Origin of the sequence: Ideonella sp. WA131b (assembly GCA_023657425.1) — a bacterium.
In the GTDB taxonomy this organism is placed as follows: domain Bacteria; phylum Pseudomonadota; class Gammaproteobacteria; order Burkholderiales; family Burkholderiaceae_C; genus Rubrivivax.
The window spans coordinates 1632331-1646223 of sequence record JAGTJW010000001.1 but is presented as its reverse complement, the minus strand read 5'-3'; the positions used below and the strand labels follow the sequence as shown (position 1 = coordinate 1646223).

13 protein-coding genes are annotated in these 13893 nt (G+C 73.9%); 4 read left to right on the top strand and 9 right to left on the bottom strand.

Annotated features, from left to right (window positions below; translation table 11 throughout):
* Window positions 1-125: 125 nt before the first annotated feature.
* Together KA711_07530 and KA711_07525 are read left to right on the top strand one after the other, a co-directional pair.
* Window positions 126-599: an Lrp/AsnC family transcriptional regulator gene (locus KA711_07530; GenBank protein MCM0608834.1), complete on the top strand. Its 474-nt coding sequence runs from the start codon at window positions 126-128 to the stop codon at window positions 597-599.
* A 44-nt stretch (window positions 600-643) separates the two neighbouring features.
* On the top strand, window positions 644-1906 hold the full coding sequence (locus KA711_07525; GenBank protein ID MCM0608833.1) for a twin-arginine translocation pathway signal protein: 1263 nt from the start codon (window positions 644-646) through the stop codon (window positions 1904-1906).
* A 147-nt stretch (window positions 1907-2053) separates the two neighbouring features.
* Here KA711_07525 and KA711_07520 read toward each other — a convergent pair whose 3' ends face one another.
* On the bottom strand, window positions 2054-3265 hold the full coding sequence (locus tag KA711_07520) for a class I SAM-dependent methyltransferase (protein MCM0608832.1): 1212 nt from the start codon (window positions 3263-3265) through the stop codon (window positions 2054-2056).
* Between the two features lie 135 nt (window positions 3266-3400).
* Here KA711_07520 and yjjJ point away from each other — a divergent pair, with 135 nt between their 5' ends.
* The gene (gene yjjJ / locus KA711_07515) at window positions 3401-4765 is read left to right on the top strand and encodes a type II toxin-antitoxin system HipA family toxin YjjJ (GenBank protein MCM0608831.1); all 1365 of its coding nucleotides are present in this window, start codon (window positions 3401-3403) and stop codon (window positions 4763-4765) included.
* Here the strand turns inward: yjjJ and KA711_07510 are convergent.
* From KA711_07510 to KA711_07500, 3 genes are read right to left on the bottom strand one after another with little or no spacing between them, the layout of a single operon-like run.
* On the bottom strand, window positions 4741-6072 hold the full coding sequence (locus tag KA711_07510; GenBank protein ID MCM0608830.1) for a D-amino acid dehydrogenase: 1332 nt from the start codon (window positions 6070-6072) through the stop codon (window positions 4741-4743). The two genes, yjjJ and KA711_07510, sit on opposite strands and share 25 nt — an antisense overlap.
* Window positions 6069-7253, bottom strand: coding sequence for an amidohydrolase (locus KA711_07505; GenBank protein MCM0608829.1), 1185 nt, complete (start codon window positions 7251-7253; stop codon window positions 6069-6071). The genes KA711_07510 and KA711_07505 overlap by 4 nt, the downstream gene beginning before the upstream one ends.
* Before the next feature lie 34 nt (window positions 7254-7287).
* The gene (locus KA711_07500) at window positions 7288-8274 is read right to left on the bottom strand and encodes a tripartite tricarboxylate transporter substrate binding protein (protein MCM0608828.1); all 987 of its coding nucleotides are present in this window, start codon (window positions 8272-8274) and stop codon (window positions 7288-7290) included.
* Between the two features lie 139 nt (window positions 8275-8413).
* Here KA711_07500 and KA711_07495 point away from each other — a divergent pair, with 139 nt between their 5' ends.
* Complete coding sequence (locus KA711_07495) at window positions 8414-9319, top strand: LysR family transcriptional regulator (protein MCM0608827.1); 906 nt, start codon at window positions 8414-8416, stop codon at window positions 9317-9319.
* On the opposite strand, the gene KA711_07490 is transcribed toward KA711_07495, so the two are convergent.
* From KA711_07490 to KA711_07470, 5 genes are read right to left on the bottom strand one after another with little or no spacing between them, the layout of a single operon-like run.
* On the bottom strand, window positions 9320-10258 hold the full coding sequence (locus tag KA711_07490) for a tyrosine recombinase XerC (GenBank protein ID MCM0608826.1): 939 nt from the start codon (window positions 10256-10258) through the stop codon (window positions 9320-9322).
* Window positions 10259-10275: 17 nt separating this feature from the next.
* Window positions 10276-10980, bottom strand: a complete 705-nt coding sequence (locus tag KA711_07485; protein ID MCM0608825.1) for a DUF484 family protein — start codon at window positions 10978-10980, stop codon at window positions 10276-10278.
* The gene (gene dapF, locus KA711_07480) at window positions 10977-11849 is read right to left on the bottom strand and encodes a diaminopimelate epimerase (GenBank protein MCM0608824.1); all 873 of its coding nucleotides are present in this window, start codon (window positions 11847-11849) and stop codon (window positions 10977-10979) included. The genes KA711_07485 and dapF overlap by 4 nt, the downstream gene beginning before the upstream one ends.
* Window positions 11850-11908: 59 nt before the next feature.
* Window positions 11909-12793, bottom strand: a complete 885-nt coding sequence (locus KA711_07475) for a lipid A biosynthesis acyltransferase (GenBank protein ID MCM0608823.1) — start codon at window positions 12791-12793, stop codon at window positions 11909-11911.
* Window positions 12793-13701, bottom strand: a complete 909-nt coding sequence (locus KA711_07470) for a lysophospholipid acyltransferase family protein (protein ID MCM0608822.1) — start codon at window positions 13699-13701, stop codon at window positions 12793-12795. The genes KA711_07475 and KA711_07470 overlap by 1 nt, the downstream gene beginning before the upstream one ends.
* Window positions 13702-13893 lie beyond the last annotated feature (192 nt).

Sequence of the window (13893 nt, the reverse complement as noted above, 5' to 3'; positions counted from 1 at the left end):
GCGATGCTAGGGACAGGGGCCTGCAATTGGTTTGCGTTTTTCTAACTTTTTCGGCTTCTGATTCCACCTCCTGGGTGTGATGACGTTTTGTTGCATTGATGGTCACTCTGTGGAATTCTTGTCGCATGGATCTCGACCCCACCGACCGCCGCCTGCTCGATCTGCTGCAGACCGACGCCTCGCTGTCCAACCAGGATCTGGCCGCCGCCGCCCACACCAGCCCCGCCACGGCGCTGCGCCGGGTGCGGCGGCTGGTCGAGGCCGGGCTCATCGAGCGCCGCGTGGCGCTGCTCAACCCCGATCGCCTGGGCCACGCCCTGACGGCGCTGGTGGAGATCACGCTCGACCGCCAGGGCGCCGAGCACCTGGATGCCTTCGAGCTGCGCATCGCGGCGGATGACGAGGTGCAGCAGCTCTGGCGCGTCTCGCCCGGCCCCGACTTCGTGCTCGTGGTGCACTGCGCCGACATGCCGGGCTACCAGGCACTGGCGCAGCGCCTGTTCACGCAGGACGCCAACGTGCGCAACGTGAGGGCCTACTTCGCTGTGAAGCGGGCCAAGTTCGAGCCGCGGCTCAAGCTCCCGGCGCCCGGGCGCTGAAGTTTCGCGGGGCCGCCGGGCCCGCGCTGCAGCGCCATGCAAACGTGCATAGCTGGCATGCCCGCGCGCGTCTGGTGGCCGCGCGCCGAACGCCCGAGCATGGCGGCACCCTCCGCTTCGGCCGCACCGCCATGAACACCACCACCCCCGCCCCCACCCGCCGCAACTTCATCCGTCTGCTCGGCGGCGGCGCCGTGTTCGCCACCGGCCTGGGCACCGCCGGCTGTGCCGGCGGCCTGCCCGATGCCGCGCTGCAGCCCTGGCGCACGGCCAACACCGAAACCGAGCTGCGCCGCCACATGCTGGCGCACGCGCTGCTGGCGCCCAACCCGCACAACCGCCAGCCCTGGGTGGCCGACCTGCGCGAGCCCGGCCGCATCCACCTGCTGTGCGACGGCGAGCGGCTGCTGCCCGAGACCGACCCCCACGGCCGCCAGATCCTCATCGGCTGCGGCGCCTTCATCGAGCTGGCCGTCATCGCCGCGGCCGAGCGCGGCCATGCGGTGAGCGTGGCGCTGTTCCCGCAGGGCGCCCCGGCGCCGCGCACCCTGCCCGCGGGCACCGTGGTGGCCACGCTCACGGTGGGCGATGCCAGCTCGGCCGCGCGCGACCCGCTGTTCGCCACCATCACCCGCCGCCACACGGCCAAGACGGCCTACGCCGATGGCCGCCCCCTGCCCGATGCGCTGGTGGCCGCCTGGATCGAGACCGCCCGCCGTCACGGCCTGCAGGCCGGCACGGTGACGGCAGCAGACGCCGTGGCGGGACTGCGCCGCCTCACGCGGGAGGCCTACGAGATCGAGTGCACGACGCCGGCCACCTGGCTGGAGTCGGCACGGCTCATGCGCATCGGCCCCGACGCCATCGCCACCCACCGCGACGGCATCAGCCTGGTCAGCCCCATGATCCGCGTGCTGCACGCCACCGGCCTGTTCGACCCGATGGAGGTGCCGCAGCGCGGCCAGAAGAGTCTGGAGCGCGTGATGGACCGCTGGCAGCCCTTCGAAACCGGCAGCGGCTTCCTGTGGCTGGCCAGCCCCGGGCACACGCGTGCGCAGCAGGTGGAGGCCGGCCGCGCCTACGTGCGCCAGCACCTGCAGGCCACCGCCGCGGGGGTGGACCTGCACCCGGTGTCGCAGGCGCTGCAGGAGTTCGAGGCCATGCGCGGCCCTTACGCCGCCGTGCACCGCGCGCTGGGCGTGGACCCGGCCCAGGGCGCCGTGCAGATGCTGGCCCGCGTGGGCTACGCCACCACGCCCGCCGGCCCCACGCCACGCCGCGAGCTGGCCACCTTGCTGCGCGCCTGAGCGCCGCGACGCCGACATCGCGGTGCGCTTCTTCCGCCCCGAGCAGGACGACGTGATCGCCCTCTGCGTGGGCCGCACCGAGCTGGGCCTGTACGCGCACGAGTCGTAGATTGCGTGCGCGGCTCGGGGCCGATGCGCCGTCGGCGATCACGCCTGCTTCAGCACCGCCAGGCCCTTGAGGTACTCGCCCTCGGGGAAGGTCATCGTCGTCGGGTGGTCGGGCGCGCCTTCCAGGCGCTGCAGGATGGCGCCGTCCACACCCGCATCGAGCGCCGCGCCGGCCACGATCTTGTGGAACAGATCGGCGCTCACGCCGCCGCTGCAGCTGAAGGTGAGCAAGAGGCCGCCGGGCGCCAGCAGCTGCAAGGCCAGCAGGTTGATGTGCTTGTAGGCCCGCGCCGCGCGCTCGGCGTGCGCGGCGGTGGGCGCAAACTTGGGTGGGTCCAGCACGATGGCGTCGTAGCGCTCGCCCTCGCGCAGGGCCTGCTTCAGGAAGGCCGGCACATCGGCCTCCACCACGCGGCTGGCGGCCGCGTCGCCATCGCCGCCTTGGGCATTCATCGCCACGTGCTGCTGCACGCGCGCCAGCGCCGGGCCCGAGCTGTCCACGCTCACCACCTCGCGCGCGCCGCCGGCCAGCGCCGCCACGCTGAAGCCGCCGGTGTAGCAGTAGGTGTTGAGCACGCGGCCCAGGCCAAAGTGGCGCACCCAGCGCGCGAGCAGGCCGCGGTTGTCGCGCTGGTCGAGGTAGAAGCCGGTCTTGTGGCCCTCGGCCACGTCCAGCGTCAGGCGCCAGGCGTGCTCGGTGATGGTGGTGGTGGTGTCGCCGCCCCGGATGTCGCCGCCCCGCAGCCAGCCGGTCAGCGGCGGCAGGCCTTCGAGCTCGCGCACGCTGGCGTCGCTGCGCTCGTAGAGGCGCGTGCAGCCGGTGGCCTGCAGCAGCGCGTCGGCGATGGCGGCCTTCCAGCGCTCCACGCCCGCGCAGCCGAACTGGGCCACGAGCAGGTCGTCACCGTAGCGGTCCACCACCAGGCCCGGCAGGCCGTCGGCCTCGCCGTGCACCAGGCGCACACCGGTGCTCGGCACGGCCAGGCGCTGGCGCAGCGCCACGGCACGCTGGATGCGGCGGGCGAACAGGCTGGCATCGACGCGCTCGGCCTCGTCGAAGCTCCAGCAGCGCACACGGATGCGGCTGGCGGGGCTGTACGCGCCCCAGGCCAGGAAGCGGCCGTCGGCGGCTTCCACGCGCACCGTCTCGCCGGGGTCGGCACGGCCGCGCGCCACGGCGCCGTCGAACACCCAGGGGTGGCGTTTGAGCAGGCTGCGCTCGCGGCCCTCGTGCAGGCGGATGGCTTTCATGGGCGGCATTGTCGGCGGGGCGGCCGTCGCGCGGGCAGCCGGGCGGGCTGATCGGGCGCTGCGGCACCGACCCCTTCCAGGGCCGGGCAACGGACGGGGCAGATCCCGATTATCTATTCATGCTTTAATTCATGAATGCTGTCAGCGTCTGCCCACGAAGCCGCCATCCGCCAGCTGCTGGGCCGCGGCCCGCAGAGCAGCCGTGCGCTGCAGCAGCAGCTGGGGCTGAGCCAGCCCACCGTCTCGCGGGCGCTGGCAGCGCTGGGCAACGAGCTGCTGCGGCTGGGCAGCGGGCGCTCTTCTTTCTATTCACTGCGCGATTCATGGCCTGAGCTGCCGAGGCTGCCCCTGCGCCGCGTCTGCGAAGCCGGCCGCCTGCATGCGCTGGGCGAGCTGTTGCCGCTGCGCCCGGCCGGCTTCGCGGTGGCAGCTGCCGACGGCTCGGTGCGCCCGAGCGACGGCCTGCCCTGGTGGCTGGCCGACCTGCGGCCGCAGGGCTTCCTGGGCCGCGCCTTCGCGCAGCGGCATGCCGCGGCCTTGGGGCTGCCGGCCGACGTGGCCGCCTGGTCCGACCGCCAGGTGCTGCGCGCGCTGGCCACGCAGGGGCACGACGCGGTGGGCAACCTGCTGGTGGGCGACGCGGCGCGCGAGCAGTTCCTGGCGCTGCCGCCGCCGCAGGCCGTGCCCAGCCGGCAGCGCGGCGCCGTGTTCGCGCAGCGCGCGGCGCAGGCGCTGGCGGGCGACGTGCCGGGCTCATCGGCCGGCGGCGAGCAGCCCAAGTTCACCGCCTTCGTCGAGACGGCCCACGGCCCGGCGCACGTGCTCGTGAAGTTCAGCCTGCCCGAAGCCAACGCGCTCACCACGCGCTGGCGCGACCTGCTGCTGGCCGAGCACCTGACGCTGCAGGTGCTGCACGAAGGTGGCCTGGCCGCGGCCCGCTCCGAGCTGCTGGATCACGCCGGCCAGCGCTTCCTGCAGCTCGATCGCTTCGACCGCGTCGGCGCCCTGGGCCGCCGCGCGCTGCACTCGCTGGGCAGCCTCGACGACGAGTTCGTCGGCGACCGCAGCGCCCCCTGGCCCGTGGCCGTGCAGGCGCTCGTGCGGCAGCGCCTGGCGACGCCCGAAGCGCTGCCGGCCGTGGAGCGCCTGTACGCCTTCGGCGTGCTCATCGCCAACACCGACATGCACATGGGCAACCTGAGCTTCTTCAGCACAGCGGGCCAGCCCTGCACCCTGGCGCCGGCCTACGACATGCTGCCGATGGCCCTGGCCCCCACGGCCGCGGGCGCGCTGCGCGACACGCTGCCGCCGCTGCAGCTGCCCGCCAGCGTGCCGCTGGCCACCTGGCACCCGGCGCTGGCGCTGGCGCAGGAGTGGCTCGCACGGCTGCACGCCGCGGCGCGTGCCGGCTCGCTGTCGGCGGCCTTTGCCCCGGCCCTGGCGGCGCTGGCCGGGCGCCTGGCCGAGGCCGAGGCTCAGGTCGGCCGCATCGCGCCCTGAACCATCGGCCGCCGCGGCGGGCGTTCGCCCGTGAACGCGAAGTCCACCTCGGGCACGAGCCCGCTGACGATGCGCGCGATGCTCTTGCCCGAGCCGCAGGCGTGCGTCCAGCCCAGGGTGCCGTGGCCGGTGTTGAGGAAGAGGTTGGGCAGCTTCGAGCAACCGATGATGGGCAGGTTGCTCGGCGTGGCCGGGCGCAGGCCGGTCCAGAACTGCGCCTGCTCGGCATCGCCCGCGCCCGGGAACAGCTGCTCCACGCGCCGGACGATGGCCTCGCAGCGCACGCGGTTCAAGTCGCGGTCGTAGCCGTTGAGCTCGGCCGTGCCGGCGATGCGCAGGCGGTCGCCCGCGGGCGATGACGCCGTGGCCGGCGTCGTGAGCCTCGAGAACACGAGCTTGTACTCGTCGTCGGTGAGCGACACCTGGTGCGCCATGGCGGCGTCCTTCACCGGCATCGTGACCGAGTAGCCCTTGGCCGGGTAGATCGGCAGCCGGATGCCCAGCGGCGCCGCCAGCAGGGGGCTCAGGCTGCCCATGGCCAGCACGTAGGCGTCGGCGCGCAGGCGCTGGAAGCGGCCTTCGTTGTCGGTGGCCTCCACATGGTCGATGGCGCCGCCGGCCGTGCGCAGCGCCGTCACCGTGTGGCTCATGCGGAACTGCACGCCGTCGTCCACGCAGCGCTGCACCAGCTCGCGCGCAAAGCGGTTGGCGTCGCCGCTCTCGTCTTCGGCCGTGTAGGTGGCGCCGGCCAGCTGCGGGCGGATGTGGCGCAGCGCGGGCTCCAGCGCCACGGCCTCGTCGGCGCTGATCACGCGGCGCTCGCAGCCGAGTGCGCGCAGCTGCGCCGCAGGCGCCTCGGCGGCGTCGAACTCCTTCTGGCTCGTGTAGAAGTGCAGGATGCCTTGCGTGCGCTGGTCGTACTGCAGGCCGCGCTCGGCGCGCAGCGCCTGCAGCGCGGCGCGGCTGTAGGTGCCCAGGCGCACGATCTGCTCGATGTTGTGGCGCGTGCGGCCCGGCGTGCACTCGCGCAGGAACTGCAGGCCCCACAGCCACTGGCGCGCGTCGGCGCGCAGGCGGAACAGCAGCGGCGCGTCCTCGCGCCCCAGCCACTTCAGCAGTTTCAGCGGCGCGCCCGGGTTGGCCCAGGGCTCGGCATGGCTCACCGAGATCTGGCCGCCGTTGGCGAAGCTGGTCTCGGCCGCGGGCGTGGCCTGGCGGTCGACCACGGTCACGTCGTGGCCGAGCTGGCGCAGGTAGTAGGCGGAGGTGACGCCGAGCAGGCCGGCGCCGAGCACGATCACGTTCATGGCGTGGGTTCCGATGCGGTGAGGAAGCGCTGGGCCAGCCGCACCCAGAAGGCGCTGCCGACGGCGATGTTGTCGTCGTTGAAGTCGAAGCCGGGGTTGTGCACCATGCACGAGCCCGGGCCGTCGCCGTTGCCGATGAGCAGGTAGCTGCCGGGCACACGCTCCAGCATGAAGGCGAAGTCCTCGCTGCCGGTCAGCGGCGGGCCCTGCGGCGTCACGCGCTCAGCACCCAGCAGCTCCAGCGCCACCCCGCGCGCGAAGGCCGTCTCGGCGGCGCTGTTCACGAGCACGGCGTAGCCCGGCCGCCAGGCCACCTCGGCGCGCACGCCGAAGCTCGCGGCCTGCGCATCAGCCAGCGCGCGGATGCGTTGCTCCAGCAGCGCGCGCACGTCGCGGTCGAGCGCGCGCACGCTCAGCTCCAGCGTGGCCGTGGCCGGGATCACGTTGTTGGCCTGCCCCGCGTGCAGCGCGCCCACGGTCACCACCGCGGCCTGCAGCGGGTCGACGTTGCGCGACACCACGGTCTGCAGCGCCATCACCAGGCTGGCCGCGGCCACGATGGGATCGGCCGCGTGCTGCGGCATGGCGCCGTGGCCGCCGGTGCCGCTCAGCGTGATGGTGGCGTAGTCCGACGAGGCCATCGCCGCGCCCTCGCGCAGCACCAGGTGGCCCTGCGGCACGCCGGGCATGTTGTGCATGGCGAACACGGCGTCGCAGGGCCAGCGCTCGAACAGGCCGTCGGCCATCATGCGCAGCGCGCCGCCGCCGCCTTCCTCGGCCGGCTGGAAGACGAGGTGCAGCGTGCCGTCGAAACCGCCGTCCTCGGCCAGGCGGCGCGCGGCGGCCAGCAGCATGGCGGTGTGGCCGTCGTGGCCGCAGGCGTGCATGAGGCCGGCGTGCGCGCTGGCCCAGGGCTTGCCGGTGGCCTCCTGGATGGGCAGCGCGTCCATGTCGGCGCGCAGGCCCAGCCGTCTGCGGCCGCTGCCCCGCACGAGCGTGCCCACCACGCCCGTGCCGCCCACGCCACGCGTGACGGCGTAGCCCCAGCCCTCAAGCTTGTCGGCCACCAGCGCCGCGGTGCGGTGCTCCTCGAAAGCCAGTTCGGGGTGGCGGTGGATGTCGCGGCGCAGCGCCACGAACTCGCCCACGCGGGCGTGCAGCGCGTCCAGCAGGTAGGTCATGGCGGGGCCCTAAGGCGGCGTGGTGCGCGGGCGTTCACTGCGGCTGCAGATTGATCTGCCGCGCGATGGCGCGGTAACGCGCCGTCTCGGCCTCGAAGAACGCGGCCGACTCGGCCAGGCTCATGGGCGCCGAGGCCAGCTGCGTCTGCGCCGCCAGTTGCGCGCGCACCGCCGGGTCCTGCAGCGTCTTGCCGATGGCCGCGTGCAGGCGTTGCACCACGGGCTCGGGCGTGTTGCGCGGCACCATGAAGCCGGTCCAGATCTTGAACGCGAAGTTCTTCAGCTCGCGGCCCTCGCCGGCCGTGGCCACGTTCTTCAGCAGCTCCGAGCGCTGCGCGCCGAGCTGGCCGATCACCTTGAGCCGGCCCTGCTCGGCCAGAGCGCCCATGCCGGCGCTGTACACCAGCACGGCGAAGTCCACCTGGCCACCGGCGATGTCCTGCAGCAGCGGCGCGTTGCCCTTGTAGGGCACGTGCGCCAGCTTGATGCCGGTCTGCGCCTGCGCCTGCTCGAGGATCAGGTGGTAGAGCGAGCCGATGCCGACGCTGCCGTAGCTCAGTGGCCGGTCGGCCGAACGGCGCGCCAGCGCGATCAGCTCGTCGACGCTGTTCACGCCCAGGTCCTTGCGCGTGACGAACACCATCACGGCGTCGGCCACCGGGTGCACCAGGCGGAAGTCCTCGGCCTTCAGACGCACCGCGGCGTTGGCCAGCGGCGAGAGGATCACCTCGTTGGGTGAACCCTGGAACAGGTACTGACCGTCGGCCGGCGCCGCCAGCACCTTCTGCGCCCCGAGCGCACCCGCCACGCCGCCGAGGTTCTCGACCAGCACCTGCTGGCCGAGTTCACGGCCCAGCGGCGTGTTGAGGATGCGCGCGATGGCGTCCGAGGGCCCGCCCGCCGGGTACGGAACCATCAGGTTCACGGGCTTGGCGGAGACACCCTGGGCAAGGGCGGCGGCGCTGGCGGCCAGCAGGCCGGTCAGCACGAACAGACGGCGAAGGGAACGGGGCAGCTTCATGGCGGGCACTCCGGTGTCGTTGGCGCCGAGGCGGCGGATGGGGACCTCGGGGCGAACTGTCGGCCGCGGCGGACTGTGCGTCCAATGCATTGTTCTTTGACTTACGATGCATTCGATTCATCGCTGAGGAGCACACCCGATGACGCTGGTGCAACTGCGCCACCTGCTCTCGCTGGCCCGCACGGGTTCGTTCAGCCGTTCGGCGGCGGCGCTGTTCATCACGCAGCCGGCGCTCAGCCGCAGCATCGGTGCGCTCGAGTCCGAGCTGGGGCAGCGCCTGTTCGACCGCATCGGCCGCCGCAGCGAACTCACGCCCTTCGGCCGCGAGATGGCCGAGCGTGCCGGCGAGCTGGTGCTGGCCGCCGACGACCTGCGCGAACGCGCGCGTCGCCTGGCCCCGGCCGTCGGCGGCAGCGGCGACGAGGGCACGCTGCGTGTGGGCCTGGGCTCCGGCCCGGGCTCGATGCTGATGACGCCGCTGCTGCTGCAGTGCGCGCTGCAGCACCCGCGCCTGCAACTGCAGGTGGCGCGCGCCGCCACCGAGCAGCTGGTGCAGGCGCTGCGCGAGCGCACGCTCGACGCGCTGGTGGTGGACGCGCGCTCGCTGCGTCCCGCGCCCGACCTGGACACGCGCGAACTGCACGAGATGCGCGGCGCCTTCCTGGTGCGGCGCGGCCACCCGCTGGCGCGCCGCCGCGCCCCGGCCGACCTGGCCCTGCTCCGCCAGTACCCGGTGGCCAGCACGCCGCTGTCGGACGAGGTGGCGCGCGTGCTGGTGGAGCGCTACGGCCCGCAGGCCCACCCCGACGTGCTCGTCACGCTGCGTTGCGACGAACTGCCCAGCCTGGTGGAGGTGGCCCGCCGCAGCGACGCCGTGTTGCTGGCCATCCGCGCCGCCGCGCCCGACCTGACGGAGCTGCGCCTGGCGCCTGCGCTGCAGGCCACGGCGCGCTTCGGTCTCGTCACCCTGCGCCGCCGCACCGAGCCGCCGGGGCTGCAGACGCTGCAGGCGCTGATGCGCGAGCGGCTGCGCGACGCGGCCTGATCAGCCCTTCTTCGCCTTCGCCCGCGGGTGCGCCGCGTCGTACACCTGCGCCAGGTGCTGGAAGTCGAGCTTGGTGTAGACCTGCGTCGTGCTGATGCTGGCGTGGCCCAGCAGCTCCTGCACGGCGCGCAGGTCGCCACTGCTCTGCAGCAGGTGGCTGGCGTAGCTGTGGCGCAGCATGTGCGGGTGCACCTTCGTCGGCACGCCCGCGGCCTGGGCCTGGCGCGCCAGGCGCAGGCGCAGCTGGTTGGGGCTCAGCCGCGTGCCGCGCTGGCTCACGAACAGCGCCGGCTCGCCCGCCGCGGCCAGGGCCGGGCGCTGCCCGAGCCAGGCGCGCAGCGCCACCAGTGCCGCGCTGCCCACCGGCACGCTGCGGCGCCGGGCGCCCTTGCCCAGCACGTGGGCCGTGGCATCGGCCAGGTCCACCCAGCCGGCGGCCACGGCACCGCCCTGCACGTCCAGCCCGAGCAGCTCGCCGATGCGCAGGCCGGCGCCGTAGAGCAGCTCGCCGATGGCGTGGTCGCGCGCGGCCAGCGCAGCGGCCAGCGGTCCGTCGCCGGCCATGCCCGGGTGGGCGGCCAGCGCCACCGCCTGCTGCACGCTCAGGGCCTTGGGCAGCGGCTTCGGGCCCTTGGGCGGGCGCAGGCCGTCCACCGGGTTGGCCACCACCACGCCCTGCCGGCCCCACCAGCGGTACAGGCCGCGCCAGGCCGCCAGCGCGATGGCGATGCTGCGCGGCGCCAGGCCCAGGCCGCGCAGCTGCACCATGAAACCGCGCAGGTGGTGCGGCGCGGCGCGCTCCAGCGCCACACCGGCATCGTCTGCAAAACGCTCCAGCCTCGCCAGCGCCTCGGCGTACATGGCCCGCGTGCGGCCGGCCAGACGGCGCTCCACCGCCAGGTGCTGCAGAAAGGCCTGCAGCGCGGGCGATGCCGGCATGGCCAAGGCGCGCCCCGTCAGGCCACCACCGGCGCGCTCAGCCGCGACAGCGCCGCGCTGGCCACCTCGCCGATGCGCGCCAGGAAGTCGGTGCCCATGTCGGCGGTGTAGCGCGCGGGGTCGGGCGAGCCCAGCACCAGCAGGCCGAAGCAGTTTTGCCGCTCGCCGTGGCCCTGGCGCAGCGGCAGCATCGCCAGCGACGCCACCGGGCTGCCGTCGTCCAGCCAGGCCGCCGGCTCCAGGCCGCTGTTGGCGCCGCAGTAGGGCTGTGACAGGCTGGCCGCGAAGGCGCGGGCGTCGTCGCCCGTGGCCTGGGCCCAGGGCTGGGCGGCGTGCTCGGGCGCCACGTCCCACAGGCGGAGGGCGGCCTGCGGGATCATGAACTCGTGCTGGAGCGACTGCACCAGCCGCACCGGCAGCAGCGCGGCGTCGGTGGTCAGCAGCAGCCGGCGCGTGGTGCGGTGGATGCGATCGGCAATGGCCAGGTTCTCCTGCCCGTGGCGGATCATCTCCACCATGCGCATCTCCAGACCCTTGATCCGCTCGCGCAGCATCTCCATCTGCCGCTCCTGGAGCGACACCGCGCGCTGGCCGTGCGGGCTGGTCAGCGTGATGCTGGCCATCAGCTCGGCGTGGCGCTCGAAGAACGCCGGGTTGTTGGACAGGTAGTGGGCGATGTCGGCTTCGGTGATGCCGCCAAGCGGGGCGGGAGTGGAGCTCACAGTTCAATTTCTCCTTGGTAGACGGTCTCGGCAGGGCCGGTCATGAACACAGGGGCGTCCAGGCCACCGGCCCAGCGGATGCGCAGATCGCCACCGCGCGTGTGCACCTCGACGTCGCCCTCGAGCCAGCCCAGGCGCACGCCGGCCACCACGGCGGCGCAAGCGCCGGTGCCGCAGGACAGCGTCTCGCCGGCCTGGCGTTCGTGCACGCGCAGCCGGACTTCGGTGCGCGACAGCACCTGCAGGAAGCCGACGTTCACGCCCTGCGGGAAGCGCCGGTGCGTCTCGACCCGCGGGCCCAGTGCGGCCACGGGCGCCGTGGCCACATCGTCCACGCGCGTCACGGCGTGCGGGTTGCCCATCGACACCACGGCCCAGCGCCAGGGCTCCACGCCTTCGAGCGGCCAGCGCTCGCCGCCGCCCTCGGGCTGCGCCACCAGGGCACGCGCGTCGAAGGGCAGCGCGTCGTGCGCAAACACGGGCCGGCCCATGTCCACCGTGACGCGGCCGTCGTCCTCGAGCACCAGTTCGAGCACGCGGTTGACGGTGGCCACGCGCACGCGGCGCGCCCGGGTGAGCCCGCGTGCGTGCACGAAGCGCAGGAAGCAGCGCGCGCCGTTGCCGCAGTGCTCGACCTCGTCGCCCGTGGCGCCATTGAAGATGCGGTAGCGGAAGTCGACGCCCGCCGGGGTGGCCGCGTCGACGGCCTCGACGGCGAGGATCTGGTCGGCCCCGACGCCGAAGCGGCGGTCACCCAGGCGGCGGAGCTGCTCGCGCCCCAGCGCCAGCGGCTGGCGCGTGGCGTCGAGCACGACGAAGTCGTTGCCCGCGCCGTGCATCTTGGTGAAGGACAGCCGCTGCGTCGCCATGGTGAGCGGGATTATCCGGCGCGGCTTGCGGCCGGGCTGCGGGATGCGTGCGCGGCCCGTCAGTACACCGGCGGCACCCCTGGCGGCCGCACCTTGAAGCGCTTGTGCAGCCACAGGTACTGTGCCGGGCGCTGCAGGATCTGCGCCTCGATGAAGGCGTTCATGCGCGCCGCGTCGGCCTCGGGGTCCGCGGTGGGCCAGTCGGTCCAGGGCTCGCCGAAGACGACGCGGTAGCCCTGCCCGCCCGGCAGGATCTCGGCCACGATGGGCTGCACCGCCAGCCCCAGGCTGCGCGCCAGCCGGCTGGGCGCCAGCAGCGTGGCCGCCGGCTGGCCGAAGAAGGGCACGAAGGCGGCATCGCGCAGGCCGAAGTCCATGTCGGGCGCGTTGAAGAACGCCCGCCCGCTGCGGATGGCGCGCACGATGGCGCGGGCGCCGTCCTCGCGCCGCAGGAATTCGGCACGCCCGAAACGGCCGCGGCCCCTCAGGAGCGCGGCGTCGAACACCGCCACGCTCTGCGGCGTGTACACGTCAAAGGCCAGGCGGCGCTGAAACAGCTGCGTCGCGGCGCCGGCCACCTCGAGTGCCAGGAAGTGCGGCACCAGCCACATCACCGGCCCCTGGTGGCGCTCGGCAAAGCCCACGTCACCTTCGACGCGGATCAGCCGCTTCAGCCGGGCCCGCGAGGCGTGCCACAGCAGCCCGCGTTCGAGCAGGCTGCGGCCGACGAGCGCGAAATGCTCGCGCACCAGCGCATCCCGAGCGGCCGCGTCGAGCCCAGGCAGGCACAGCGCCACGTTGGCCTGCGCCACGCGGCGGCGCTCGCGGGCCAGCTCATGCATGAGGCCGCCCACGCCGCGGCCGATGGCCGCCTGCAGCGCCAGCGGCAGCGCGCTCAGCAGCCACACCAGCAGCAGCACGGCCCGGGCGGCGAGGTTCTCGATCACGTCCCGGCCTCGGGCTGGCGGGGCTGCTTGTAGCGGTGGTAGCCCCACAGGTATTGGCTCGGCAGCCGGCCGATCTGCCACTGCAGGGCACGGTTCAGCACCGTGGCGGCGGCCCGTGTCCAGGCGGCCTCGGCCTCGGGGCCGGCACAGCGCTCGGGTGCCGGCAGCGGCTCGGGCAGCGGTGCGACGTGGATGTCGTAGCCGCCGCCCTGCGCCCGCCGCTGCACCGTGATCAGCAGCAGCGCGCAGCCGGTCTGCGCCGCCAGGCGGGCGGCCAGGGTCATGGTGTAGGCCGGCTCGCCGTAGAACGGCGCCCACACGCCCAGGCCCTCGGGCGGCACCTGGTCGGGCAGCAGGCCCAGCGTCTGCCCGGCCTTGAGCGCGCGCATCAACTGGCGCACGCCGGCCAGGCTGGCTGGCGCCGTCCGCAGGCCCGGGCGGTGGCGCGATCGCTCCATCACCTGGCGCAGCCAGGCCTGGCGCGCCGGGCGGTACAGCGCCGTCATGGGCTGCTGCGCGCCCCAGCGCTCGGCATAGGCCTGGGCCGCCACCTCGAAGCTGCCCAGGTGCGCGGTCAGCAGCATCAGGCCGCGGCCCCGGGCCAGCGCGGCGTCCACATGCCCGGCGCCGTGCCAGGTCACGGGGTCGGCCAGCGGCTGCGCGTGCGGGCGCAGCCAAAGCCGCGGCAGCTCCATCACCATCTTGCCGGCCTCGGCCACCGCACGGCGGCGGTCGGCCGCCGCCAGGCCGGCCCGCGCGGCGTTGGCGCGCAGCCGCCGCCGGTAAACGCCCGAGGCCAGGTAAGCCAGCCAGCCCAGCACGGCACCGGCGGCGTGCAGATGCCGCAGGCGGCGGCGGGCCAGCCAGGCGAGGAGGAAGGACGGCACGGGTGCGTTCGGTATCATCGGCCGATCGCCGAGTTAAAGGACAACTTGCGGGGCGATCAGCGGGGCCGAAGGATACCGAGGCCCCCGCAGGGCAGCCGAAGGCCACGATGCCGGGGTTGCCAACCAAATCCGCTAAAGCGTTCGCCGCGGGTTCCGAAAGGTCTCTGAACAGCGACGACGCAGTTTCAGCAACCTTTGCATCCACAGGAG